Below are 22,240 nucleotides of genomic sequence, written 5' to 3'. Positions count from 1 at the left end.
CCCGTCGTACATGCTCTGGTCGCGTGCATGCCCTGGTCGCGTGCATGCCCTGGTCGCTTCGGCTGGGGTAGGCGCGGCTCAGGGTGCGTAGTGTTGGATCGCGCCGCCCTTCGAGAGGTCTACGAGGGTGTGTGCCAAGGACCTCGCGTCGGCGAGAACCTCTTGGACGTCCATCGTGGTGAGGTGACGGTCGCGGACCACGACCTTGCCGGCGACGAGGACGGTGACGACGTCGGAGGCTCGGACGGAGTACACGAGCGCGGCTCGTGGATCGTGGACGGGTTGGTTGTGGGGAGCGCTGAGGTCGACGAGGGCGACGTCCGCTTGGCGGCCTGGCTCGAGAACGCCTACCTGGTCGGCGAGGCCGGCGGCTGCGGCGCTGCCTCGGGTGGCGAGGCGGAAAGTGTCGGACAGAGTCATCCACTCGGCGTCGTGCTCGCGTTGTTTCTGGGTCAGGGCGACCATGCGGATCGCCTCCCAGACGTCGAGCGTGTTGTGCACAGCGGCTCCGTCGGTGCCGACCCCAACGTGTACGCCGGCCGATCGGAGGCCCTTGATCGGCGTGACCTCGCCCATCGCCAGCTTGAGATAGACCTTCGGGCAGGATGCGACGCTGGTGCGATCGGCGTACCGCTCAAGGATCGGAAGATCGGACTCACGGATGCCGCACCCGTGAGCAATCAGCGCGCCAGCGTCCAACACGCCCGTCCTCTCGAGCACCTGTATCGGTGTGACGCCGTGGTTGTCCAGAGACGCTTGGGTCTGCTCATCAGTCTCCGCGGCGTGCAGATGGATGCGGAGACCCTCCGCCCGCGCAATCTCCGCCGTACGCTTCAGGTCATCGTCCGAGACCGTGTACGTCGCGTGTGGGCCGAGGCTTGCGGTGATGCGTGGATGGAGCTGACTGAGCTCGCGGGTCGTGTCGATGGCTGCGTCGATGCCGTCCTGGCCTGCGGAGGAGAAGTACGTCGGCGCGAGGTCGGCGCGGATGCCCGACTCGATCGCGGCTGCTGCGATCTGGTCGGCGTGGAAGTAATGGTCGACGAACGTGGTGACACCGGCGAGCAGCATCTCCGCACACGCCAGCCGCGCTCCTACCCGCACCCGCTCCGGCGTCAGGTTCACCTCCATCGGCCAGATCCGCTGGTTGAACCAGTCCTCGATCGAAAGATCCTCCGCCGCCCCACGCATCATCACCATCGGACTATGCGTATGCGAGTTAACCAACCCCGGCACCGCAACCAGCCCCGTCCCATCAACCACCTCCACCTCCCCCACGCCAAGCTCCCCACCCGATCCACCCGCGCCACCCGCGCCACCCGCACCACCCACGCCACCCACGCCACCCGCGGCACCCGCACCACCAACGCCACCCACGCCACCCGCACCACCCACGGCACCCGGCCCACCCACGCCACCCACGGCACCCGGCCCACCCATGTCACCCGCGCCGCCCATGGCGCCCGGCCCACCCGCGGCACTCGCACCACGCGCAGCGTCCGCGGTCGGCGGGGTGGTTGGGGTGATTGCGGTGATGAGGTTGTCCTGGATGTGGATGTCTTGTGCCTCCTCCACCCGGCACTCGCCCTGCTCGGGCACCACCAGCACGGCAACGTTCCGGATCAGCATGCGAGTCATCCGTACTCCAACCGTCAATGGGCGATCAGGGCTGGCGACTTGCGAGGATGCAGAACTCGTTGCCCTCGGGGTCGGCCAGGGTGACCCAGCTTTCCTCGCCGGTCTGGCCTACGTCGGCGGGGCGTGCGCCCAGCGCGAGCACTCGGCGTACCTCGGCTTCCTGATCCGTGTCGGTCGGGTTGAGGTCCAGATGCAGCCGGTTCTTGATCGTCTTGCCCTCCGGCACCCGCGCGAACGTCAACGTCGGCGGCACAGGCCCGGGCCGGCTCCTGCCTTCAGGCACCAGCGGCGACCCGATCGTGACAACGCCTTCCTCCTCCTCGTCCCGCACCTCGTAACCGAGGACCGCACACCAGAACTGCGCAAGCCTGTACGGATCGGCACAGTCGATCGCCAGCTCCGTGAACTTACTGGTCATTGCCCGGCCTCCAGGTCGGCTCGCGGATCGTCGAGGTCACCAAACTACGACGAGGGTGTACTACGAGCCCGCGGCCGTCAGGGAACTGTGATCAACCCCGGCCCTGCCTCGATTGCGACGTCGTCTGGATCCACATCGTGGCCCGCGTCGCAGCGGATGCGGACTCCGACGGCGGCACCGCAATCACGGTGGGTCGCACGCAAGGGCGGGCCTGCTTCGTCCGTCTCCCATTTCGAACCCCATTGGAGCAGGGCATAGACAACGGGCTGGAAGTCCATTCCCTTGGCGGTCAGTTGGTATTCGTGCCGTGTCCGCTGACCGGGCTCCCGGTAAGGCACCCGCTCCAGCAGTCCGGCGGCGGTCAGTTCCTTGAGCCTGGCTGCCGCCGCGGGCTCACCGATCCCGACCCGGCGGACAAAGTCCTCGAATCGGCGGGTACCGAAGATCGCCTCCCGCAGGATCAGGATCGCCGAACGCGTACCGACGACGTCGATCGAAGCAGCGACCGAGCAGTTCGCCATCGACCAGGTCTCCCGCTGGCTGAGCAGATCTGTCATGTTCGCGAGTGTAGGGGCTGACTTGCGTCGACAACAGCCTGCGCCGTACGCTGACTGACATTAACGAAAGTCAGCTAGGCGAACAGACGCCTGCCGCCGCGTCGGACAGACGGCCGCCTGATCGAGGGGTATGAGCTGGTGCTGCGGATAGAAGGTGGGCGGGGATGACAGACATTCTTGATACGCGGAGCGTGCCTGCCGCCGATCGCGCCGAGGTGGTACGGGAGACGATCGGCAGCAGGAAAGTCCGGGTCGAGATCGACTTCCCGGCCGAGGCTGGGCCTGCGGCTGCGTACGGCGCCATCAGTCAGCTCGGACAACTGACGTTGTGTTCGGTCCGCTCGAACGCGCTCAGTGTGGAGCGGACCCCGGCCCTGGCCCGGGACGAGCTTCCGCCGAGCATCTTCCTCGGTCTTCAACTGGCCGGTTCGAGCCTGGTCGTCCAGGGTGGCCGGGAAGCGGTCCTCAAACCACGGGATCTGGTCATCTACGACTCGACCGCGCCGTACACGCTGGTCGATACCGACGGCATCCGCCAGCACTTCTTCCGGATCCCCATGGCCGCTCTGCGCCTGCCGCACGACGCGATTAGACAGATCTGCGCCACGACTCTCAGCCCCGGACATCCGATCGCCGATCTGGTCGCGCCTTACCTGTATCGGCTGGCAAGCCACCCGGACATCTACACCCACCCGGCTGCCGACGCGGTGAGCCACCCGAGTGTCGAGCTGGTCCGTGCGCTGATCACCACCCACCTGGATGCCGGTGCGCTGGAGAAGGAACCACCGCACGCGACTTTGCTGGTGCGGATCATGGAGTACGTCCGCGCGCATCTGGGCGACCCCGGGCTGCACGCGGGCCAGATCGCCGCCGAGCACCACATCTCGGTGCGGCACCTTTACAACGTCCTTGCCGCGGGCGGGATTTCACTCGGTGACTGGATCCGCAGTCAGCGGCTGGAGGGATGCCGCGAAGACCTTGCCCGGCCCGGGTTGCGATCGTTGACGATAGCAACGGTCGCCCGGCGTTGGGGATTCACCGATCCGTCCAGCTTCGGCCGCCTCTTCCGTGCTGCCTACGGGCTCTCGCCACGCGAGTGGCGAACCCTGGGAGACCGCGATCCGGTAGGTGCCACCGGGGTCTCGAGCCTGATCCCGGCGCCGGAGTAGCCGCTGAAACGCCCGCCGACCGCCGACGTGCGCGCTCCGTGCGCGCTCCGTGCGCGCTCCGTGCGCGCTGCGTCCGCGCTGCGTCCGCGCTGCGTCCGCGCTGCGTCCGCGCTGGGTGCGCGCTGGGTCCGCGCTAGGCCCGCGCTAGGTGCGCGGTCTTCGGTCGGACGTGGTGGCGGGCTGGTCGAGTTCTCGCCACTGCCCTGTGGTCATCTCGGACGCCGCGAAGATCGCGGTGGACGATTCGTGCACGGGTATCTGCACGGCGTGCAGGTTAACGCGCGCGACGGGGCCGGCGGCTGCATCGGACCCTAGCGTCGATTCCGACACCACAGACGGTGTCCTCGACGGGCGGGCGCACACGCCACCTTCTGGACGCACGCCGAGCCGTTCACGCCGCGTTGCTGAAGCTCCCCTCCGAGCTCGGCTCCGCCGCTGAACCCCGCCCGGCGAGCCCGCTGAGCGGACTACGAACCCCTGCAAAGGACATGCATGCGTACGTCGAAGAAGTCATTACCCCTGGCCGTCGCGGCTCTCACCGCCGGCGTGCTCGCGCTGGGCGTCGGCAGTGCCGCCGCCAGCAGCGCGCAAACCACGCAGAACGACGCGCAGCCCAAACCGACGATCGTGCTCGTGCACGGCGCGTGGGCCGACGGCTCGAGCTGGTCTGCCGTCACCTCGAAGCTGCAGAGCGCCGGATACACCGTCGATGTCGAGGCAAATCCGTTGCGCGGCCTCGCCACCGACGCCCAGTACCTGCGTGATCTGCTGGCCACCATCCCCGGTCCGGTCGTGCTGGTCGGGCACTCCTACGGCGGCATGGTGACCACCAGCGCTGCCACCGGCAACCCCAACGTCAAGGCCCTCGTCTACGTGGATGCCTTCATCCCCGACCAGGGCGACAGCCTGGGCGCGCTCGCCGCCGCACAGCCCGGCTCCGAACTGGACCCGAACAGCTCGATCAACACGGTGCCGATCCACGACGCCGGCGGAAACGTCATCAACGCCGACGTCTACATCAAGCCGAGTCAGTTCGCGGGCCTCTTCGCGGGCGGCATCCCGGCCAGGCAGGCAGCCATCCTGGCCGCCGCCCAGCGGCCACTGACCGCCACCACGCTCAGTGAGACCCTCGCCGGAGTTCCGGCGTGGAAGACGATTCCGTCCTGGGACGTCATCGGTACGGCGGACAAGGTGCTTCCCCCGGCGGAGCAGCAGATCATGGCGCACCGCGCCGGCGCGCACATCACCAAGGTCAACGCGCCCCACCTGTCGATGATCTCCGACCCGGACACGGTGACCGGCGTAATCGTCGACGCCGCGCGCGCGACCAGGTGACGACCAACCGCTGAGCAGTACACAGATCCACGACCATGTCGCTCGCATCGCCAATGCGATCGACAACGGACCCAACGGCCTGCTGGACCTCGTCGACAGCCGACGAGGCTTCCAGCAGGTCCTCCTGAAGACGTCGTCACGAGGATCCAGGGGAACAGGTGTTCGAATGTCGGGTATGGTGGGGGTATGGGTGCTGATCTCCAGGGCTCGTTGCTGGATGCTTTTGCGGATCCGGCGTTGGGGTCGTTGGGCGGGCTGACGCGGACCGAGTTGGGGCGTGGGGCCTGGATTGACGTGTTGCCGGGGTGGTTGACCGGGGGCGATCAGGTGTACGAGCGGCTGGCGCGGGATGTGCCGTGGCAGGCGGAGCGGCGGCAGATGTACGACCGCGTGGTCGACGTACCGCGACTGCTCTGCTTCTACGGCGAGACCGTCGACCTGCCGCTGCCGATCCTCGAGGAAGCTCGAGATGCGTTGAGCGAGCGGTACGCCGAGGAGTTGGGTGAGCCTTTCCGTACGGCGGGGCTGTGCTTCTACCGGGACGGGCGGGACAGCGTCGCTTGGCACGGGGATCGGATCGGGCGCGGGGATCGTGAGGACACGATGGTCGCGATCCTGTCGGTCGGCGAGCCGCGTGTGCTCGCGCTCCGGCCGCGGCCGGGTGGATCGGGTGGGGCGAGTGGGCCGGTGGGTTCAACGGTTCGGTATCCGCTGGGACATGGGGACCTCATCGTGATGGGTGGATCGTGTCAGCGCACCTGGGAACATGCGATCCCCAAGGCGTCCGGTCGGATCGGGCCGCGCATCAGCATCCAGTTCCGCCCACGCGGCGTGCGCTAGCAAGACGCGTCACGGCCGGTGCAGCTCACGCGGCGGAAGGTCGCCCGACACGCGGGCGATCAACAGCAGGCTCCCCGACAGCAGCCCGGCCGGCGAGTGGTTGGTCGGTGAGTGGTTGGTAGATGCCGTCGCGGGTGGCTATGTAGAAGCCGAGGAGGCGTAGGTCGGCGGCTTGGCAGATGGTGGTGGCGGCTTGGGCCCATTGGTTGTCCAGGGCGGGTGAGCGGGCGGGGCCGGGGCGGCCGAGGGCGAGGATGACGCCTGTGTCGGGGGCGGTCTGGATGGCGGGGACGAGTGGGTGGAGCGCGTTCGCGCAGAGCGAGCCGGGATCGGGGGCCGCGCTGGGATCGAGGGCGGTGCTGGGATCGAGGGCGGCGCTGGGGTCGAGGGCGGCGCTGGGGTCGAGGGCGGCGCCGGGCCGCGTACGTCGGATCGGTCGGTCGGGTGGGGCGGGGTGGGGTGGCCAGGGGTGGTCTTGGGGTAGGTCGACGGAGATTGTGGCTCGGTAGTGGTCGTCGGGGTCGCAGAGGAGGATCGAGAAGGTGCCGCGGTGGCGGTCGCCGAGGGTGAGCATCAGGTCGACGACGTTGGCGGCGACGTCGGGGGCGGTGAGTGGGTGGTCGGTCCAGGTGAGAGTCAGGTCGAGGAAGCTCATGCCTAGAAAGTGCCGTGGTTCGACTCTCCGATCCGGGTTGTCCACAGACAAAAGTGGCCCAACATTCCACGGCCGGAGTGGACCTGCCTGCTGGGCCGCTGAGTACCTAGGCTCAACTCATGAGCAGCAGACTTGGACAGATGCTTCCCCCGGCCGGAGCGCCGCGGGACCTGGCGATGGCGCAGTTGGCCAACTCGGTCGGCGACGGCGCGTTCGTCGTCACCTCGGCGTTGTTCTTCACCCGGGTGGTCGGCCTGTCGACCGCGGAGGTCGGCCTCGGGCTGACGGTCGCGTGGCTGGTCGGCTTCCTGACCGGCGTACCGCTCGGCAACCTCGCCGACCGGCGTGGAGCGCGCGGCACCGCAGTACTCCTGGCCCTTCTGACAGCCAGCGGCGTGGGAGCCTTCCTGTTCGTCCGGAGCTTCGCGGGCTTCCTGATCGCAGCCGTCGTCTACGCCTGCAGCCAGACCGGGCTCACCGCGGCCCGCCAAGCACTCCTCGCGGGCCTGGTGCAGCCGGCCGAGCGCACCCGCATCCGCGCCTTCCTTCAGTCCACGGTCAACGCCGGTCTCGCCGTCGGCGCGCTCCTCGGCGGTATCGCGCTCCGCTTCGACACCGAAACGGCGTACCTGACCGTCTTCGCGATCGACGCGCTCAGCTTCCTGATCGCTGCCGCTCTGATCCGCCGGGTCCCGTCCATCTCGACCACGATCCGCGTGAAGGGCGAACCGCGCCTCGCCGTCCTCCACGACCGCCCGTACGCGGTTCTCGCGCTGCTCAACGCGATCATGCTGCTCTTCATGCCGCTGATCAGTCTCGTCGGCCCGCTGTGGATCGTCACCCGGACCAGCGCACCGAGCTGGGTCGTCGCCTCGCTGATGATCGTCAACACCCTCGGCGTCACGTTCTTCCAGGTCCACATCGCCAAGCGGGTCAAGGATCTCCGCACCGCCGCCCGCTCCGTCCGGTACGCCGGGCTCGCCATGCTGGCCGCCTGCGGCGTCTTCGCCACCACCGCCGCCCACCTGAGCCCCGCGATGACCGCCGTCGTCCTGGTGATCGCCGCCGCACTGCTCACCCTCGGCGAGATGAAACTGGCCTCCGGCGCCTGGGAGATCAGCTTTGGGCTCGCCCCCGCGGACAAGCAGGGTCAGTACCAAGGCTTCTTCGGCACCGGCCCCGCGGTCGCCAGGATGCTCGGTCCCGCGCTGCTCACCACGGTCATCCTCGGCTGGGGTCCGATCGGCTGGATCGTCATCGGCGCCCTGTTCCTGGGGACCAGTTGCGCAACTGGTCCCGCCGTACGATGGGCTGCGCGGACGAGGGCCGTCAAGGAGGACGCCACGCCGTCGCTGGTAGAGGAGAACGTCGCCTGATGGAGATTCCCGGACTGGTCGAGATCACGTCGTACGACGAGCTGCGCGAGCTTGTCCCGTCGCCAATGGCTGCCGCTGCGGCCAAGGAGCGCAAGGAGCTCCACGACCTGGACCTGCAGTGGCTCGATGCCTCCCCGTTCTGCCTGGTCGCCACCGCCGACGCCGACGGCAACTGCGACGTCTCCCCCAAGGGCGACCCGGCCGGGTTCACGAAGGTCCTGGACCGTTCGACGATCGCGATCCCGGATCGCGCCGGCAACCGCCGCGTCGACGGTTTCACGAACATCCTCAGCAATCCGCACGTCGGCCTGATCTACTTCGTCCCCGGCCGCACCGACACGCTGCGGATCAACGGCCGAGCCCGGATCGTCAAGGACGCGCCGTTCTTCGACGACATGATCGTCAAGGGCAATCGTCCGCAGCTGGCCCTGCTGGTCGAGATCGAGCAGATCTTCCACCACTGCTCGAAGTCGTTCATGCGCTCGAAGCTCTGGAAGCCCGAGACCTGGAACCCGGACGCGGTCCCGCGCCGAGCGGTCATCTCCCAGACGCTGGAGCGTCCGGACGAGGAGCTGACGACGCTCGACGAGTACTACGGCCCGCAGTACGAGGAGAAGATCTACAAGGTCAAGTACTGAACTACCGCAGGAGGAGCAGGCCGAAGTACTCCGTGGCGACGATGACACCCGGTCCGCTGCCCTCTACGGTTTCGTACTGTGACCACTACTGAGCCGATCGACGCGCCTGCCTTCGGGTACTGGGCGCGACGCATCGGCCTGCCCGTGGTGATCTCGATCATCGCGGTGGTCGGTTCGATCGGCGCGGCGGTCCACGGTGAGCCGGATGCCCGTCGGCCGGACTGGTTCATGGTGCTGCTGATCCTGATCGGATCGCTCTCGCTGTACTGGCTCCGGACCCGGCCCGTGCCGGTGCTGTGGGCAACTGTCGGGTCGACCCTCGTCTACATGCTGATGGGGTACGCCTACGGTCCGGTGATCTTCGCGTTCGTCATCGCGGTGTTCACCACTATCCGGCTCGGCTACCGGGTGTCCGGCTGGTCGGCGCTGGCCGCGCTGTACATCGGTCACATCGGCGGTCGGTTCGTGTTCGGGCTCACCGAGTTCGGCCTGTACCAGACCCTCCTGGTCGGCACCTGCTTCGTCGTCCTCGGCTTCCTGGCCGAACTGTTCCGCGCGCACCGCGACCGGGTCAACGCGGCCGCTCGCACCCGCAAGGAGGAGGAGCTGCGCCGAGCTGGTGAGGAGCGGCTGCGGATCGCGCAGGAACTCCACGACGTCGTGGCGCACCACATCTCGCTCATCAACGTCCAGGCCGCCACCGCGCTGCACCTCGTCGACCGGCAACCCGAGCAGGCCGCTCCAGCGCTCTCCGCGATCAAGGACGCGAGCAAAGACGCCCTGGTGGAGCTGCGCTCGATCGTCGGCATCCTGCGCCAGTCCGACGAGTCCGCGCCGCGCCAACCGGTCGCCGGTCTCGACCATCTGGATCATCTGGTCACTCGTACGTCGCGGGCCGGTCTGGAGGTGCACCGCATCGTCCACGGCGAGCCGCGTCCACTACCGACCGGACTCGACCGCGCCGCGTTCCGGATCATCCAGGAGTCGCTGACAAACGTCGTACGCCATGCCAAGGCCACGTCCGCAACGGTCCGGATCCAGTACGGCGAACAGGCGCTCGTGCTGCAGATCGACGACAACGGCCAGTCGCTCAGCGCGCCGCCGACGGAAGGCAACGGCATCGGCGGCATGCGCGAGCGGGCCACCGCCCTCGGCGGCTCGCTCACCGCCAACCGCACACCCTCCGGCGGGCTGAGGATCACGGCGACCCTGCCGCTGTAGTGTCCGCCGTACTACGGCAGGCGGACGTGGGACGGGTTGAGGTCGGCCACGCTGGACACGCCGAGTAGCGCCATCGTGCGGCGTACCTCCTTGGTCAGGATCTCGGCGGCGCGGGCGACACCGCGCTGACCGCCGGCCATCAGGCCGTACAGGTACGCGCGGCCGACCAGGCAGGCGTCGGCCCCGAGGGCGATCGCCGCGACGATGTCCGCGCCGGACATGATGCCGGTGTCGAGGTAGATCTCTGCGTCGCTGCCGATGGCCTTCCGTACGTCGGGGAGGATGCGTAGCGGTGTCGGCGCCCGGTCGAGCTGCCGGCCGCCGTGGTTGGACAGCACGACCGCGTCCGCGCCGGCGTCGACCACGCGGCGAGCATCTGCGACGGTCTGGATGCCCTTGACGATCAGCGGGCCGTCCCAGATCGAGCGCAGCCAGCTGAGGTCGTCGATCGTCATCGTCGGGTCGAAGAGTTTGTCGAGCAGCTCAGCGACGGTGCCGTCCCAGGTGGACAGCGACGCGAACGTCAACGGCCGGGTGGTGAGCAGGTTGGCCCACCAGGCCGGATGCAGTGACGCGTCCAGCACAGTCTTCGCGGTGAGCGATGGCGGGATCGTGAAGCCGTTGCGTACGTCGCGAAGCCGCGCGCCCGCGACCGGTACGTCGACCGTCAGCATCAGCGCCTCGAATCCGGCAGCGGCAGATCGCTTCACCAGGTCCTCGCCGGCGTCGCGGTCCTTCCACACGTACAGCTGGAACCACTTGCGCGCATCCGGCGCGGCGGCTGCGACGTCCTCGATCGAGGTGGTGCCCATTGTCGACAGCGCGTACGGGATGCCGATCTGCTCGGCGACCTTGACGACCGCGCTCTCGCCCTCGTGGTTCATCATCCGGGTGAAGCCGGTCGGCGCGAACGCGAACGGCAGCTCGGAGCGGCCGCCGAGGATCGACGTACCGAGGTCGATCTCGGAGACGTCACGCAGGATCGACGGCTGCAGCTCCATCTCGGCGAACAGCCGGCGGGCGCGGCGCAGGCTGATCTCGGCCTCGGCGGCGCCGTCGGTGTAGTCGAAGACCGAACGCGGCGTACGGCGTTTCGCGATACTGCGCAGGTCCGCGATCGTCAGCGCCTTCTCCAACCGCCGCTCGGTCGGGTTCGCCGTGATCGGCTTCGGCCGGAGCAGCGGCTTCAGCTCGGACCATTTGGGCATCTGGCGATCGGTCATCACAACTCCCGGCTCAATCTGTGGTCGGACCACACCCTACCCTGTGGTCCGACCACACCGGTAGGCTCGTCCACATGAAGAACTACGAGCTGGTCCTGCACCGGGTGGAGGCCGATCTGGCCGCAGGACGGCTGCGGATCGGCGGGCGGTTGCCCGGGGAGCGGACGCTGGCCGAGCAGCTCGGGATCAGCCGGCCGTCGGTGCGGGAGGCGGTCCGGGTGCTCGAGGCGATGGGAGTGGTACGGACCGCGACCGGATCCGGGCCGGAGGCGGGTGCGGTGATCGTGGCGGAGCCGGTGTCGCCGCTGACCGCCGTACTGCGGTTGCATCTGGCAACGAATCACCTGCCGATGGGGGACGTCGTACAGACGCGTCTGCTGCTGGAGTCGTGGGCGGCGCGGGAGGCTGCGGGGCGGGAGCTGGGGGCGGATGAGCTGAAGGTTGCGGAGGAGCTGCTGGATCGGATGGATGATGCCGGGTTGTCGCCGGAGGAGTTCCATCAGCTGGATGCTGAGTTCCATGTTGCGTTGTCGGGGTTGGCGGGGAACGTGTTGATCGCGGCGGTGATGACTTCGTTGCGGTCGGCGATTCATGGGTATGTGCTGGCCGCCGTACCTAATCTGCCTGATTGGGAGGCGGTTGCTGTTGGACTGCGGGCCGAGCATCGCGGGATCCTGGCGGCCGTGCGGGGTGGGGAGCCGGAGCGCGCGGCCTCGTTGGTGACCGCGCATATCCGGGGGTTCTACCAGGCGGCGCAGTTAGCACCGTTCGGTGGGAGCGCTGGTACGGCGGAGGCCGAGGATCACGGTCGCGCCGACGATCAGGTGGAGTGAGGCGAGGCCGAGCTTCGCGCCTAGGCCGATGCCGTTGGTGAGTGGGCTGCCTAGGGAGAGGATGCAGACGATCGCCGCGATGATGGTCCAGGTGTCGCGGGCTTTCGTGGTGCGGCGTTCGAGGATGGCTAGGAGACCCCAGCCGGCGAAGGCGACCACGATCGAGGCGGCTAGGACGGCTGCGGCGCCGATGTGCTGGGTGCCGCCTTGGCGTGCGGTGAGGGTGAGACCGGCGAGTTTGGCGAGGATCGCCCAGTCAGCAAGAGCCGCGGCTGCAGTCACACCAACCACCACGAGTCGACTACGCCCAGGAACGCGCCGCGGACCCGAGGCCGGGTCAGCCGGGTTGGTGGTGGCGGACGAGGCGTTCGCGGATGTGGTGGATAGGCGGGTGGTGCTGTTCGGGGTGGTGGGGTTGGGGGTTGGCATTGTGGCTCCCTGGGGTGGTTGGTGGGAACACAGTGCGGGAGGTTCGGTGCGGTTGGCATCGGTCGGGTGGACGGGGTGGGTTCTACTTTGGTCGGTGGTGGGGACGGGCGGGGCGGCTTAGTCTCGGCGGCATGGAGGAGTTGTGTGTGCCGCGGAAGTCCGGGCTGGTGGCTGCGCTGGTGGCGTGGGCGCTGGTGGCGGCGATGGTTGCGGGGACGATCGTCGGGCGGTGGTCGGATCCGGAGCATCAGAAGTTCCTGGTGCTCGACATCGTGGTCGGGATCCTCTCCGTCGCAGTGATCCCGACGTTGATCCGCTGGCCCGTCCAGGGCGCGATCGCGCTCGCCGTACTCGCGATCTTCTCCCCCGCCGGTACGCCGCCGTCCACCGTCGGCACGCTGACCGTCGCCCTCCGCCGCCCCTTCCGTACGGCGCTGCTCGTCGCGATCGCCGGCACCGTCGCGCACCTGATCCAGGGCCTCTGGCAACCAATCCACGGGCTCCCCTACCTCTGGTTCGCCGTACTGGACGTCGTCGTACACGCCGCCCTGCTCGGCTGGGGCCAAGGCGCCCAGGCCCGCCGCCAACTCCTGGAGTCGCTCCGCGAACGCGCCCGCCGCGCCGAGGCCGAGCAGGGCCGCCGCGTCGCCGAGGCACGCACCCTCGAACGCACCAAGATGGCCCGCGAGATGCACGACGTACTGGCCCATCGCCTGTCCCTGCTCGCGACGTACGCCGGTGCCCTCGAGTACCGCCCCGACTCCTCGCCCGAGCGGCTCGCGAAGGCGGCCGGCGTGATCCGCACCGGCGTACACCAGGCGCTCGACGAACTGCGCGAGGTCATTAACGTCCTCCGCGACGAGGATGTGTACGAAGGACGGCCGCAACCCACCTTCGACGACGTCCGCGCGTTGGTGGACGAGTCGCGCGAGGCGGGTACGACGGTCGCGTACGAGGACCATGTCGCGGATTCCACTTCATTGCCCCCGGCAACGGGACGTACGGCGTACCGGATCGTCCAGGAGGGACTGACCAACGCGCGCAAACACGCCGCCGGACGGCCGGTGACCGTCACGCTGGACGGGCGGCCGGGCGACGGCTTGCGGATCGAGCTGACCAACCCGGCGTCGAACGGGACCACGGTCACGCCCGGGAGCGGGACCGGCTTGGTCGGGCTGACCGAACGGGTGCAGCTGGCCGGCGGGACGCTGGACCACGGGCAGGAGCCCGGTGGCGGCTTCCGGCTCGAGGCCTCGCTACCGTGGCCCGCATGAGCGAAACCGCAGCGGCGCCGATCCGCGTACTCGTCGTGGACGACGACGCGTTGGTCCGGGCCAGCCTGGAGATGATGCTCGACGGGACGAACGGGATCTCGGTGGTCGGTCAGGCCGCCGATGGCGACGAAGTACCGGCCGCGGTCGACGCACACTTCCCCGACATCGTGCTGATGGACCTGCGGATGCCCCGGGTCGACGGCATCGTCGCGACCCGGCGGTTGCGGGCGCGGACGAATCCGCCCGAGGTCGTCGTACTCACCACGTTCGACACCGACGAGAACGTGCTGCACGCGCTCCGCGCCGGGGCGAGCGGATTCCTGCTGAAGGACACGCCGCCGGCCCAGATCGTCGAGGCAGTACGGCGGGTCGCGGCCGGCGACCCGATCTTGTCGCCGGCGATCACGCGCCGCCTGATGGACCGCGCCGCGACGCAGGCCGACGCCCACACGATCGCGCAGGACAAGCTGCAGCGGCTGTCGCCCCGCGAGTACGACGTGATGCTCGCGGTCGCGCAGGGTAAGGCGAACGCGCAGATCGGCGCCGAGCTGTTCATGAGCCTCGCGACGGTCAAGGCGCACATCTCGCACATCCTCACCAAGCTGGAGCTGGGGAACCGCACCCAGATCGCCCTCCTCGCCCATGACGCCGGGCTCGCATAAGCTCCAGCGCATGATCAGGGTGTTGCTGGCGGATGATCAGGCGTTGGTGCGGGCCGGGTTCCGGTCGTTGCTGAACGCCGAGGACGACATCACGGTGGTCGGTGAGGTTGCCGACGGCGCGGAGGCGGTCGCTGTCGCGCGGGCCGAGAAGCCCGACGTGGTGTTGATGGACATCCGGATGCCCGGTACGGACGGGCTCGAGGCGACGCGGCAGATCGGCGCGGATCCGGAGCTGGCCGACGTACATGTGGTGATCCTGACGACGTTCGACCTGGACGAGTACGTGTTCGAGGCGCTGCGGGTCGGGGCGAGCGGGTTCCTGGTGAAGGACACCGAGCCGGTCGAGCTGCTCCAGGCGGTGCGGGTGGTCGCTCGCGGCGACGCGCTCCTCTCCCCCGGCGTCACGCGGCGGCTGGTGGCCGAGTTCGCGTCCCGCAGTCGGCAACCACATGCGAGCAAGGAACTCGACGTACTCACCGAACGCGAGAAGGAGATCGTCGCGCTGGTCGGTGAAGGGTTGTCGAACGACGAGATCGCGGAGCGGCTCGTTCTGAGTCCGGCGACCGCGAAGACGCATGTCAGTCGCGCGATGATCAAGCTCGGGGTCCGCGACCGGGCGCAGCTGGTTGTCGTCGCGTACCAGACCGGGTTGGTGCGTCCCGGCTGGCTGGGTTGACCTTCCAGCTACTCGAAGCCCGAGGCTGCTCGCATGATGCACCTCGAGGAGATCACGGCCGCCGTCTCGCTGGGTCAGGCCGGAGATCGTGACGCAGCCCGTGCTCAGCTGGCGGCTCTGTGGGACGCGGTTGACGACCGGCAGACGCGGTGTGCGATCGCGCATTACCTGGCGGACCTGCAGGACGAAACCTCAGATGAGTTGACCTGGGATCTCCGTGCGTTGGAAGTCGTCGAGGACACCGCCTGGCTCCCGTCCCTCCACCTGAACCTCGCTGACGACTACCGCCGGCTGGCACATCCGCTACAGGCGGAGGAGCACCTGCAGTTGGCGCACGAGCACCTTCATCTGCTGCCCGCTGACGGCTACGGCGAAGTGATCCGGTCCGCTGTCGACCACGTCACCGAAGCACTCGCCACCGGAAACACCGACCGCCTTTCCTCGAACCCCAGCACCTGAGTGGAGCTAACGACAGGAGGTATAGCTCGACTATCGGCAGTCCGACGCCTGAGCACACCGCAGAACGGGCTCGTCGGACACGTACCTCCTGTCGTTAGCGCACTACTCCGCCGGGGGTAGGCACGGTCACTCCCCCGAGGCGACGCGGCAGCCGGGGCGTGAACGGCACGCTCTTGGTATGGATGCGCTAGTTGAGGTCAGTGGACTGACGAAGAGGTACGGCGACACCCTTGCGGTCGATGGTGTCGATCTGACAGTGCTGCCGGGCGAGGTCTACGGATTCCTCGGGCCGAACGGCGCAGGCAAGACAACCACGCTCCGGATTCTCACCGGGCTGATCGCGCCGACGAGCGGCAGCGTTCGCGTACTCGGCGGGAAGCCCGGGCAGTCCGACGTACTGGGGCGGACCGGGTCGATGATCGAGTCGCCGGCGTTCTACCCGTACCTGTCGGGGTTGGACAATCTGCGGCTGCTGGCCGAGTACGCCGGGGTGGCGCGGCAGCGGATCGACGAAGTACTCGAGCTCGTCGACCTGGCCGATCGCGCCAAGGACCGGTTCTCGACGTACTCCCTGGGGATGAAGCAGCGGCTCGGGGTCGCGGCCGCGCTGTTGAAGGATCCGGAGCTGGTGATCCTCGACGAGCCGACCAATGGGCTCGACCCGGCCGGGATGCGCGACATGCGCCGGCTGATCCGCGAGCTCGGCACCGGCGGCAGGACCGTACTGCTGTCGAGCCATCTGCTCGGCGAGGTACAGCAGATCTGCGACCGGGTCGGGATCATCAACTTCGGCCGGATGGTTGCCGAGCACAACGTCGACGAACTTCGCGGCGAACAGGAGCTGGTCGTCCGCGCCGACCCGAAGGACCAGGCGCAGGCGATCCTGGCCCGCTTCGGCAGCGTGCACCAGTACGACGACACACTCCGGGTCGCCGTCGATCCGGCGCGGGCCGCGGAGGTCAACAGCGTGCTGGTCGGCGCCGGGATCGCCGTCTCCGAACTGCACATGACTGAACGAGCGCTCGAGGACATCTTCTTCGAGCTGACCACGGAGGAGAAGGCCGATGTTGGGTAGCTACCGCGCGGAGATCCTCAAACTCCGCAAACGATCCGCGGTCTGGGTGCTGTTCGGCGCAGGCCTGATCCTGAGCCTGATCTTCGGCTACCTCCTGCCGTACCTCGCCTACACGACCGGCGACGACACTCCGTCAACCGACGGAATCCCTCGCGTGGAGGTCCTCCGCGGCATGCTCCCCGAACGCGTCATCGACAACACCATCGGCGGCTACCCGATCTTCGCCGGCGCATTGGCACTGGTCCTCGGCGCAATCGTGATCGGTGGCGAGTACACCTGGGGCACGCTGAAAACCGTCCTCACCCAACGCCCCGGCCGCGGCACAATTCTGGGCGCGCAGTTCCTAGCCCTGGCCACGATGATCGCCCTCTGGGTCGTCGGAATCTTCATCGCCTGCAGCCTGTGCAGCATCGGCATCGCCGCAGCTGAAAGCGGCGCCATGACCTGGCCAAGCATCGTCACATTGCTGCAAGGCCTAGCCGGCGGCTGGCTGGTCCTGATGACCTGGTGCCTAGCCGGCGCCGTCCTAGCCGTTGCCTTCCGCAACGTAGCCCTCCCCATCGGCCTAGGCGTCGTCTGGATCCTAGGCATCGAAACCCTCCTGGCCGGCGTCGTCAGCAGCCTCCTCCCAGGCCTCGACTGGCTAACCAACACCCTCCCCGGCACCAACGCCGGCTCCCTGGTCGTCGCAGTCACCGGCATGTCAACCACAGACGCCCCACCCGGCGTCCGCGACGCCGTAGGCGGCAGCCGAGCCCTACTAACCCTCTTCGCGTACTGCGCCCTCTTCGCCGCCCTATCCCTCTGGACCACCCGCCGCCGCGACGTCACGTAGGCACCCTCGAAGCACCGCGTGAGGCGAACGCTCGCCTGCAGCGGGCGTGCGCCGGTCGCTGAAGATCGACATGCTACGCGGCTGGCTCGACACCGGATCTGGTTCCCGCGTCGGCCCCGCCCGGGAGCACTACGACCATCCCGAGCAGACCTGATTACAGCAACCCCACAACGGCTGGCGACCCGTCACACCGAGGCCGGCTCTTCTGGACCTCCGGGTATACCTTGCTATCCCTGGTTGCAGAGTATCGCTTTTCCTGCAATACTCGGTACATCAGGAACGACGGAGTATCAGGATAATAGGAGGCTCAGGTGCTCATCATCAAGTTGCAGCCCCAGACCGGACTGACCAATCCGACCGAAGACGACCTCGGCCGGGACCGCACTGGCTACAGCCCGACCATGGGAGCGTTCGCGCTCTGGGACGCGGCCCGCGGAACATGGCACACCAAGGCGGGCAAGGCCGCGAAGGAACGTTACGCGCTCGTGGCGTCTGGCGGCATCGTTCGGCAGGTGGTCGAGCTGGATGGCGCAGAAGAGGTACCGCACAAGGCTGGCGGCATGCGCACGTTGCTTCGTGGTCAGCCGGTTCTCTCCGGCTCGATTGTGGACAAGTACGTCGGCAAGCCTCTCCCGTTCGCCGTACAGAGTCAGAACCCGATTAACTACTGGCCCGACGCTCCGGAGGATAAGCTGATGTGCGCCTGCGGGTGCGGCGAGCCAACGAAGGGCACCAATCCGTTCGTTATCGGACACGACCACACCGCCCTGCACGACCGTATCCGGCAGATCGGCACAGTCAAGGAGTTCATCGACTGGTTCGACGCTATGCGGGCGCCTTTCCCGGCCACCACGTAGGCAGGCGGTCTGCGGACGAACAGCCCCGATCCTTGACCCTGACCAGGCTGTTCGTCGTCCGGGCCTTTCCCACTAACCCTCCACGGCAGTGGTCGCCAGCGGTGGTCATCGCTCGACGGATCCGCAGGCAAGGCGCCAAGCCTGCTCCGCTTGGGCACACTTCTGTACGGGCCCTCTCTCCCGACCTGCTCGGCGCCGTACGCCGATCTGGGCCCCAGACGGGCCCAAGCTGAGCCAAACTCCAGACACGCCGCGTTCGGCGTTCTAGGCGTGACCAGTCGGTAGCCACAATCGACACCAGCCCACGTGTGCAGCAGTGCTTGACGTGACAGTTCCACACCGACGCTTGATGTTGCGGAACTTCTGCCGGACGAGATAGCGCCGAGGGCACCAGACTCACTGGAGCAGTAGGTCCCGTGAGGTCGTCAAGGCCGCGACAATTAAACGTTCGAATCCCCGAAATAAGACACTTACGATCCGGTCGAACGGATGAGATCCGGATCTACTGTCCTTTACTTAGCACGCCACTGATGCGGTCACTAGCTTGGTTCACCTGAGATGGACTTTCGTCACTGTCTGAGTATGCTCACGAACAGCAGCAGTGGAGCAGCGTCACAGGAGACCAGATGGACGTCGATGAAGTACTGAGGACGGCACTGAGGGCGGTCAAAGACGCACAGGTCCCGGATGACCTCAAGGAGATCGCATTCACCAAAGCGATCGACATCCTGTCTGGAGCAGGAGAGATGGTCGAACGGTCCACCGACAAGCAGGACCAGGAAGGCGACCAGGGCGACGGAACTGCGACAGAGTCGGATCGGCTCAAGAAGCTCGCAGATGCACTCTCAGTCCCGCACGAGCGAATCGAAATGATCTACGTCGAGCACGATGGAGATCTGCAGGTCGCCGCCGACCCCGGTCGGCTTGGTAACAGTACCCACAAGCGCGCAGGCGCCGTCGGACTTCTGGTCGCAGCCGGTCGGCAATTGGGAGGTTGGGACGAGGGACCAACCTCTGATAATCCGATTCGCGCTGAGATCGACCGCCTGGGACTCTACGACAATACCAACTACAGCAAGCACATGAAGGACCTCGGCGCTTGGTTCAATATCAATGGCATTGGCCGGAGCGCGACCTACAAGCTCAAGTACCCTGGGCGCGAGCACCTGAAGACGTTGGCGAAGGAACTTAGCGAGGGATGATCTCGCTAGTCGAGTTCCTACATCCAGTCAAGAACACGCCTCAAAGAATAAAGTGCCTTGCGGCATTATATTACTACTCACACTACCGAAATGTTCCGGCGATGACGACCGGCGAGGTTAAGGCCGCGCTGACCCATGCTCGACTACCGCGGGCCAGGAGCATGAATGTTGCGCAGGTGTTCGCAAGCGCCGGTGCGCTCGTTGACTCAGCAGATATCAACGAGAAGGGCCACAAGTTGTGGCACCTTACGGAGACGGGGTCGAAGGAGATCAGATCCGCGCTCGGCTTGCCGGACGGGCAACCCGAGATCGCCGTAGATGTCGCCACCCTCGAAAAGGCCGCGAAGAACATCTCTGACTCTCTCGCGCGCGAGTTCGTCGAGGAGGCGATCACCTGTCTTCAGGTCGGGGCGATGAAGGCCGCTGTAGTCTTCGCGTGGACTGGCGCTATCCGAACGCTCCATGACAGCGCCTCGATCCTCGGCTGGCCGGCCGTTACATCTGCTATTCAGAAGCACGACGCCCGAGTCAAGGCAGTTGGGAAGATCGAAGACTTCGCACAGGTGAAGGACAAGACGTTTCTCCTAGCGGCGCGCGACCTTGCGATACTAGACAAGGGCGAGTGGACTGTGATGCAGCAGGCACTCGACCTCCGTAATCAATGCGGTCATCCATCGAACTATCGACCTGGACACAAGAGGGTCAGTGCATTCATCGAGGATCTGATCAGCATCGCCTTCAAGCGACGCCATCAACTCGACAGGTGACCGTCTCGCGACCTACGGTCAAACTCAAGGAGCTGGATTGAGCCCGGTAACCCCGGGTCTGGCACTGGCGCTACTCGTACTGGCTGTCGTCTACTACCTGACCTCAAACGCGCTCCGTCGACACAAGACACACCACGAAGGTAACGGGCGGGAGATAGTCGCCATGACCGCCAAGGACAAGTTCCGCACTGGCGCCTCGGCCACTGCGTCGGTCATCAGCGGCGTTCTCGCGAACATCGCGGCAATCGCGGTGCCAGGCTCAGTCCAACACACCGCGTAAGTGCGTCAATCGGGGCAACGTCCCTAGACTGAGACCCACTTGGCGACCGCACATCAGGTCGTATCAGGTCGGTCTTAGCCGTGCACTCCAACTCGTCTATTACCTGGTGATTCCCTTCTTTATCGGGCGAAACGCTGAGCAGCCGGGTCGGTTTTCCGGACCGGACGTCGATTCTGAGGGCTTGCGATCAGATGCGGCTTGCGCTAAATAGGAGTGCAAGTTAGTTCGAGGTTCGCCGTCGCGAACCCGGAGCGGGGTGCAGATGGCAAACATGCCGGAAGTTGTCGCCGCAGTTGCGGCCTCCGCCGCGGCCGTCCTTTCGGGCGCTGCGCTGGTCGTTGCCGGGAGGAGAGACGAGCGACGATGGCGCCGCGAAGCGATGACTGACACGCTGGTCGCGTTCCTGGGCGCTAGCTTCGGCGCAGTCAATTACACAGCCTATGAAGCTCGCATAAGCGGGCAAGACATGATGGCCTTCCGCCGGACAGCGGAAGAGTCGCATCATCGGCGAATCGACGCATTGACCAGGCTCAGACTCCTCGCGGCGGCCGATGTCGTGAGAGCGGCCGAGCGACTGCATAACACTGAGAATACGGTCTACGTCGACGTTCTACTTAAGGCCGACCCACCGGACGCTGCCCAATGGTCCGCTGCAGAGGACGCACAACACCAAGCACGCGAACATCTGATTACAGCGGCGCGCCGGGCGTTGGGCCTCGGCCCGGCTCAGCCGATCGGGCCGACAGTTCGGGCACCATCGACCACCGACCACTCACCGCCTCCGAGCGCGTAGCATGCCGCACCCACTGAAGGACGCTGGTGAATGAGCAAGCATCCGGCAGCACCTCGGACCAGCACAGCGCTCAGGGACAACCCGTCGCGCAGCATGCCATGGTTCGTGTCATGAACTCGCGTCAAGCAGGAGGGGTCAGAGGTTGCTAGAGAGGTCAGATGCCGATGTCCGGCAGTCTGAAGTTGGCCAACGGTGGGCTGTGGCGTAGCACTCATGATCTTCGGCTCTAGCCAGACGCAGGGCCTGAAGTGGCCGGTGATGGACCGGCGGGCCAAGCCTCCGACGACTGGGGGCGGCGAACCGGCAGGCGTTCGAGCCGGCCGCGTGATCCGATCACATGCTTCTTCGCAACGTTGATGAAGTTGAGTCGGGCCGCCTCCATACCTTGGACGGCGGCTTCCCAAGCAATCTCGTTGTTCAGCTCGCCTCGGTCCAGTTCGGTGGTCTGCCAGAACAATTGATCTATCTCGCCGGCTGCGTCGACGACCTCCGCAGTGGTAGCGATCAGGCTGATTTCAGCCAACGCCTCGTTCCAGGGTGCCCAGTCCACGCGTTGAGCGCGGCGCCATTGCTGCCTCAGCGCGAGCTGCACCCGCGTCGACTGCACGACAATCGCAACACAGGCGCCGACCTGTCTGTCTCTCGTCCACTGACGGCTCTGCGACCGACTGGCAAGTACGGCGCCCAGCGTCACCCCAGCCAAGCCCGAAAGGCTCGAGATCAAGGCAAGCCACAATGCTGTCGTCATGCAGGTTCCGCCTCTCGCCCCAGTCATGCCGAATGTTGAAGCGTCTTCCCACCCCGCGGAGGCGAGCATTCAAGGGAGACCCTCACTGCACGTCTCGACTATCGCGACCGTCGGTCGCCTGGCTAGAGGTCAGGCTGACCGATGTATTCCTTGGCTCGTCCTCAATACTCTGGCGCGCACTCGGGACAGGCCGCGCGCGGGAGGCGGGCAACAGAACAGCCGCCGCGAGGCGGTGTCCGTTTCCTCGGTCCAACCAGACGAGCAGCTGCCGCGGCCGATG

General features: G+C 66.9%; 24 protein-coding genes. 17 read left to right on the top strand and 7 right to left on the bottom strand.

Annotated features, from left to right (window positions below; genetic code table 11):
• Window positions 1-78: 78 nt before the first annotated feature.
• From ACFWUU_RS10100 to ACFWUU_RS10090, 3 genes are all read right to left on the bottom strand, one after another.
• Window positions 79-1,638 carry an amidohydrolase gene (locus tag ACFWUU_RS10100; protein WP_380174417.1) on the bottom strand — a complete coding sequence of 520 codons (1,560 nt, stop codon included), beginning with the start codon at window positions 1,636-1,638 and terminating at the stop codon, window positions 79-81.
• A gap of 25 nt (window positions 1,639-1,663) precedes the next feature.
• On the bottom strand, window positions 1,664-2,056 hold the full coding sequence (locus ACFWUU_RS10095; RefSeq protein ID WP_380174415.1) for a VOC family protein: 393 nt from the start codon (window positions 2,054-2,056) through the stop codon (window positions 1,664-1,666).
• Between the two features lie 77 nt (window positions 2,057-2,133).
• Entirely contained in the window at window positions 2,134-2,613 is a 480-nt protein-coding gene (locus ACFWUU_RS10090) for a winged helix-turn-helix transcriptional regulator (protein WP_380174413.1), read from the bottom strand.
• 164 nt (window positions 2,614-2,777) lie between these two features.
• Between ACFWUU_RS10090 and ACFWUU_RS10085 the strand changes: the two genes are divergently transcribed.
• The 3 genes from ACFWUU_RS10085 (at window position 2,778) to ACFWUU_RS10075 (ending at window position 5,957) form a co-directional block, all read left to right on the top strand.
• Window positions 2,778-3,782, top strand: coding sequence for a helix-turn-helix domain-containing protein (locus ACFWUU_RS10085; protein ID WP_380174411.1), 1,005 nt, complete (start codon window positions 2,778-2,780; stop codon window positions 3,780-3,782).
• A 492-nt stretch (window positions 3,783-4,274) separates the two neighbouring features.
• Window positions 4,275-5,117 (top strand): alpha/beta fold hydrolase, encoded by an 843-nt coding sequence (locus ACFWUU_RS10080; protein ID WP_380174409.1) that lies wholly within the window; start codon window positions 4,275-4,277, stop codon window positions 5,115-5,117.
• Window positions 5,118-5,303: 186 nt separating this feature from the next.
• The gene (locus ACFWUU_RS10075; RefSeq protein WP_380174407.1) at window positions 5,304-5,957 is read left to right on the top strand and encodes an alpha-ketoglutarate-dependent dioxygenase AlkB; all 654 of its coding nucleotides are present in this window, start codon (window positions 5,304-5,306) and stop codon (window positions 5,955-5,957) included.
• 25 nt (window positions 5,958-5,982) lie between these two features.
• Here ACFWUU_RS10075 and ACFWUU_RS10070 read toward each other — a convergent pair whose 3' ends face one another.
• Window positions 5,983-6,612 (bottom strand): hypothetical protein, encoded by a 630-nt coding sequence (locus ACFWUU_RS10070; RefSeq protein ID WP_380174404.1) that lies wholly within the window; start codon window positions 6,610-6,612, stop codon window positions 5,983-5,985.
• Between the two features lie 119 nt (window positions 6,613-6,731).
• Between ACFWUU_RS10070 and ACFWUU_RS10065 the strand changes: the two genes are divergently transcribed.
• The 3 genes from ACFWUU_RS10065 (at window position 6,732) to ACFWUU_RS10055 (ending at window position 9,847) form a co-directional block, all read left to right on the top strand.
• Window positions 6,732-7,988, top strand: coding sequence for an MFS transporter (locus tag ACFWUU_RS10065; RefSeq protein ID WP_380174402.1), 1,257 nt, complete (start codon window positions 6,732-6,734; stop codon window positions 7,986-7,988).
• Window positions 7,988-8,626 carry an MSMEG_1061 family FMN-dependent PPOX-type flavoprotein gene (locus ACFWUU_RS10060; RefSeq protein WP_137257463.1) on the top strand — a complete coding sequence of 213 codons (639 nt, stop codon included), beginning with the start codon at window positions 7,988-7,990 and terminating at the stop codon, window positions 8,624-8,626. The genes ACFWUU_RS10065 and ACFWUU_RS10060 overlap by 1 nt, the downstream gene beginning before the upstream one ends.
• Window positions 8,627-8,704: 78 nt before the next feature.
• On the top strand, window positions 8,705-9,847 hold the full coding sequence (locus tag ACFWUU_RS10055) for a sensor histidine kinase (RefSeq protein WP_380174399.1): 1,143 nt from the start codon (window positions 8,705-8,707) through the stop codon (window positions 9,845-9,847).
• An 11-nt stretch (window positions 9,848-9,858) separates the two neighbouring features.
• Here ACFWUU_RS10055 and ACFWUU_RS10050 read toward each other — a convergent pair whose 3' ends face one another.
• Window positions 9,859-11,070 (bottom strand): alpha-hydroxy-acid oxidizing protein, encoded by a 1,212-nt coding sequence (locus ACFWUU_RS10050; RefSeq protein WP_380174397.1) that lies wholly within the window; start codon window positions 11,068-11,070, stop codon window positions 9,859-9,861.
• Window positions 11,071-11,144: 74 nt separating this feature from the next.
• Between ACFWUU_RS10050 and ACFWUU_RS10045 the strand changes: the two genes are divergently transcribed.
• Complete coding sequence (locus ACFWUU_RS10045; protein ID WP_380174395.1) at window positions 11,145-11,903, top strand: FadR/GntR family transcriptional regulator; 759 nt, start codon at window positions 11,145-11,147, stop codon at window positions 11,901-11,903.
• On the opposite strand, the gene ACFWUU_RS10040 is transcribed toward ACFWUU_RS10045, so the two are convergent.
• The gene (locus tag ACFWUU_RS10040; RefSeq protein ID WP_380174393.1) at window positions 11,829-12,185 is read right to left on the bottom strand and encodes a DUF6069 family protein; all 357 of its coding nucleotides are present in this window, start codon (window positions 12,183-12,185) and stop codon (window positions 11,829-11,831) included. The two genes, ACFWUU_RS10045 and ACFWUU_RS10040, sit on opposite strands and share 75 nt — an antisense overlap.
• Window positions 12,186-12,463: 278 nt before the next feature.
• On the opposite strand from ACFWUU_RS10040, the gene ACFWUU_RS10035 reads away from it, so the two are divergent.
• From ACFWUU_RS10035 to ACFWUU_RS09990, 10 genes are all read left to right on the top strand, one after another.
• Window positions 12,464-13,606 (top strand): sensor histidine kinase, encoded by a 1,143-nt coding sequence (locus ACFWUU_RS10035; RefSeq protein WP_380174391.1) that lies wholly within the window; start codon window positions 12,464-12,466, stop codon window positions 13,604-13,606.
• Entirely contained in the window at window positions 13,603-14,268 is a 666-nt protein-coding gene (locus tag ACFWUU_RS10030; protein WP_137257467.1) for a response regulator transcription factor, read from the top strand. The genes ACFWUU_RS10035 and ACFWUU_RS10030 overlap by 4 nt, the downstream gene beginning before the upstream one ends.
• A 10-nt stretch (window positions 14,269-14,278) precedes the next feature.
• On the top strand, window positions 14,279-14,944 hold the full coding sequence (locus tag ACFWUU_RS10025; protein WP_380174389.1) for a response regulator: 666 nt from the start codon (window positions 14,279-14,281) through the stop codon (window positions 14,942-14,944).
• Between the two features lie 33 nt (window positions 14,945-14,977).
• Complete coding sequence (locus ACFWUU_RS10020; RefSeq protein WP_380174387.1) at window positions 14,978-15,403, top strand: hypothetical protein; 426 nt, start codon at window positions 14,978-14,980, stop codon at window positions 15,401-15,403.
• Window positions 15,404-15,581: 178 nt separating this feature from the next.
• On the top strand, window positions 15,582-16,478 hold the full coding sequence (locus tag ACFWUU_RS10015; protein WP_380174385.1) for an ABC transporter ATP-binding protein: 897 nt from the start codon (window positions 15,582-15,584) through the stop codon (window positions 16,476-16,478).
• Window positions 16,468-17,313 (top strand): ABC transporter permease, encoded by an 846-nt coding sequence (locus ACFWUU_RS10010; protein ID WP_380174383.1) that lies wholly within the window; start codon window positions 16,468-16,470, stop codon window positions 17,311-17,313. The genes ACFWUU_RS10015 and ACFWUU_RS10010 overlap by 11 nt, the downstream gene beginning before the upstream one ends.
• A gap of 311 nt (window positions 17,314-17,624) precedes the next feature.
• Window positions 17,625-18,170 (top strand): hypothetical protein, encoded by a 546-nt coding sequence (locus tag ACFWUU_RS10005; protein ID WP_380174381.1) that lies wholly within the window; start codon window positions 17,625-17,627, stop codon window positions 18,168-18,170.
• Between the two features lie 626 nt (window positions 18,171-18,796).
• Window positions 18,797-19,372, top strand: a complete 576-nt coding sequence (locus ACFWUU_RS10000) for a hypothetical protein (RefSeq protein WP_380174379.1) — start codon at window positions 18,797-18,799, stop codon at window positions 19,370-19,372.
• 101 nt (window positions 19,373-19,473) lie between these two features.
• Window positions 19,474-20,139 (top strand): hypothetical protein, encoded by a 666-nt coding sequence (locus tag ACFWUU_RS09995; RefSeq protein WP_380174377.1) that lies wholly within the window; start codon window positions 19,474-19,476, stop codon window positions 20,137-20,139.
• A gap of 37 nt (window positions 20,140-20,176) precedes the next feature.
• A complete protein-coding gene (locus ACFWUU_RS09990; RefSeq protein ID WP_380174376.1) occupies window positions 20,177-20,419 on the top strand; it encodes a hypothetical protein in 243 nt (80 codons plus the stop codon).
• A 1,019-nt stretch (window positions 20,420-21,438) separates the two neighbouring features.
• Here the strand turns inward: ACFWUU_RS09990 and ACFWUU_RS09985 are convergent.
• Window positions 21,439-21,960: a hypothetical protein gene (locus ACFWUU_RS09985; RefSeq protein ID WP_380174374.1), complete on the bottom strand. Its 522-nt coding sequence runs from the start codon at window positions 21,958-21,960 to the stop codon at window positions 21,439-21,441.
• Between the last annotated feature and the right edge of the window lie 280 nt (window positions 21,961-22,240).

Source organism: Kribbella sp. NPDC058693 (assembly GCF_042715335.1).
In the GTDB taxonomy this organism is placed as follows: Bacteria; Actinomycetota; Actinomycetes; order Propionibacteriales; family Kribbellaceae; genus Kribbella; species Kribbella jiaozuonensis.
This window is presented reverse-complemented; position numbering and strand designations above follow the sequence as displayed.

Bases quoted from the DNA above. Each gene is read 5' to 3' on its own strand.
- ACFWUU_RS10035 (WP_380174391.1), top strand. From the start codon at position 12,464: ATGGAGGAGTTGTGTGTGCCGCGGAAGTCCGGGCTGGTGGCTGCGCTG.
- ACFWUU_RS10090 (WP_380174413.1), bottom strand. From the start codon at position 2,613: ATGACAGATCTGCTCAGCCAGCGGGAGACCTGGTCGATGGCGAACTGC.
- ACFWUU_RS10050 (WP_380174397.1), bottom strand. From the start codon at position 11,070: ATGACCGATCGCCAGATGCCCAAATGGTCCGAGCTGAAGCCGCTGCTC.
- ACFWUU_RS10045 (WP_380174395.1), top strand. From the start codon at position 11,145: ATGAAGAACTACGAGCTGGTCCTGCACCGGGTGGAGGCCGATCTGGCC.
- ACFWUU_RS10060 (WP_137257463.1), top strand. From the start codon at position 7,988: ATGGAGATTCCCGGACTGGTCGAGATCACGTCGTACGACGAGCTGCGC.
- ACFWUU_RS10100 (WP_380174417.1), bottom strand. From the start codon at position 1,638: ATGACTCGCATGCTGATCCGGAACGTTGCCGTGCTGGTGGTGCCCGAG.
- ACFWUU_RS09995 (WP_380174377.1), top strand. From the start codon at position 19,474: ATGACGACCGGCGAGGTTAAGGCCGCGCTGACCCATGCTCGACTACCG.
- ACFWUU_RS10020 (WP_380174387.1), top strand. From the start codon at position 14,978: ATGATGCACCTCGAGGAGATCACGGCCGCCGTCTCGCTGGGTCAGGCC.
- ACFWUU_RS10030 (WP_137257467.1), top strand. From the start codon at position 13,603: ATGAGCGAAACCGCAGCGGCGCCGATCCGCGTACTCGTCGTGGACGAC.
- ACFWUU_RS09985 (WP_380174374.1), bottom strand. From the start codon at position 21,960: ATGACGACAGCATTGTGGCTTGCCTTGATCTCGAGCCTTTCGGGCTTG.
- ACFWUU_RS10000 (WP_380174379.1), top strand. From the start codon at position 18,797: ATGGACGTCGATGAAGTACTGAGGACGGCACTGAGGGCGGTCAAAGAC.
- ACFWUU_RS10025 (WP_380174389.1), top strand. From the start codon at position 14,279: ATGATCAGGGTGTTGCTGGCGGATGATCAGGCGTTGGTGCGGGCCGGG.
- ACFWUU_RS10010 (WP_380174383.1), top strand. From the start codon at position 16,468: ATGTTGGGTAGCTACCGCGCGGAGATCCTCAAACTCCGCAAACGATCC.
- ACFWUU_RS10080 (WP_380174409.1), top strand. From the start codon at position 4,275: ATGCGTACGTCGAAGAAGTCATTACCCCTGGCCGTCGCGGCTCTCACC.
- ACFWUU_RS10075 (WP_380174407.1), top strand. From the start codon at position 5,304: ATGGGTGCTGATCTCCAGGGCTCGTTGCTGGATGCTTTTGCGGATCCG.
- ACFWUU_RS10015 (WP_380174385.1), top strand. From the start codon at position 15,582: ATGGATGCGCTAGTTGAGGTCAGTGGACTGACGAAGAGGTACGGCGAC.
- ACFWUU_RS10065 (WP_380174402.1), top strand. From the start codon at position 6,732: ATGAGCAGCAGACTTGGACAGATGCTTCCCCCGGCCGGAGCGCCGCGG.
- ACFWUU_RS10085 (WP_380174411.1), top strand. From the start codon at position 2,778: ATGACAGACATTCTTGATACGCGGAGCGTGCCTGCCGCCGATCGCGCC.
- ACFWUU_RS10070 (WP_380174404.1), bottom strand. From the start codon at position 6,612: ATGAGCTTCCTCGACCTGACTCTCACCTGGACCGACCACCCACTCACC.
- ACFWUU_RS10095 (WP_380174415.1), bottom strand. From the start codon at position 2,056: ATGACCAGTAAGTTCACGGAGCTGGCGATCGACTGTGCCGATCCGTAC.